The 1,124-nt window shown below is 67.8% G+C and carries 1 protein-coding gene; it reads right to left on the reverse strand.

Annotated elements, in window-relative coordinates; all coding sequences use genetic code 11:
• Positions 1-385: 385 nt before the first annotated feature.
• On the reverse strand, positions 386-1,124 hold a 739-nt coding region (locus AC1VAN_RS22595; RefSeq protein ID WP_480986834.1), incomplete at its 5' end, for an MFS transporter.

Below are 1,124 nucleotides of genomic sequence, written 5' to 3' on the forward strand. Positions count from 1 at the left end.
AGGCAGGACACGCTGCAAGTACATCCCTGTACGCTCGGCCGCGGCATCCATGCCGCGGACGGTCCTGCCCGGCCCACCCGCAGGCTCTCGACGCCTCCCTGCGCGCGGTCGCTGGAGAGCCGAACCACGCTCGGCTCAGGCCGGAGCCGGAGATTGGATGGAAGGGCAAGAGCAGCCAAGCATGGCTTGGCTCTACCAGCGGCGAAGAGGCGCCGCTGTTCTGTAGAGCCGACTGTTGGTCGGCTGGCTTTCCGCGCCGTCCCTTGATTCACCGAGGAGCGCAGGGCACCGGTGCGTAGCACCGGCTCGCGGATGGCGGCGCGTTTCCGCCGCGGTCGCGGAAAGAGCCCGCCGCTACCGGCGCGTGTGCGCACGGAAATCCGCTCTACTGCAGATCGCGCAGATTCAATTTCCGCAGCGTCGGGTTCTTCCATGCAGTGACCCCGGCCACGCTCAGCACCGCGAATCCGCCCAGTACCACCGCCGGTACCAGCCCCAGCACTTTGGCCATGGTGCCGGCATAGAACGCGCCCAGTTCGTTGGACGAACTGATGAAGATGCCGTTGATAGACGATACCCGGCCGCGCATCTCTTCCGGCGTGGCCAGCTGCAGGATGGTGGAGCGGATCACCACCGACACGCCGTCGAAGGCGCCGTAGAACAGCAGGATCAACGCCGACAGCCAGAAGTGCTGGGACAGGCCGAAGCCGATCACGCACAGGCCGAAGCCGGCGACCGCGAACAGCAGCACCCGACCGGCATTACGGTGCAGGGGGTGGCGCGCCAGCCACAGGCCAACGCACACCGAGCCCAGTGCCGGCGCCGCGCGCAGGATGCCCAGGCCCTCCGGGCCGTGATGCAGGATCTCGTGCAGGAACGCCGGCAGCATCGCCACCACACCGCCCAGCAGTACCGAGAACATGTCCAGCGCCATGGCGCCGACCATGATCCGGTTGCCGACCACGAAGCGCGCGCCTTCGGCAATGCTCTTGAAGATCGGGGCGGCTGGGCCGGCATGCACCGGCTCTTCCACCTTCAGCGTGGCCAGGCAGCCCATCGCCACCAGCGCGAAGGCCGTGGCCACCGCATAGGACAGGCCCTTGCCACCGAAGCCGACCAGTACG

The organism is Stenotrophomonas sp. 05L44_2 (assembly GCF_056665995.1).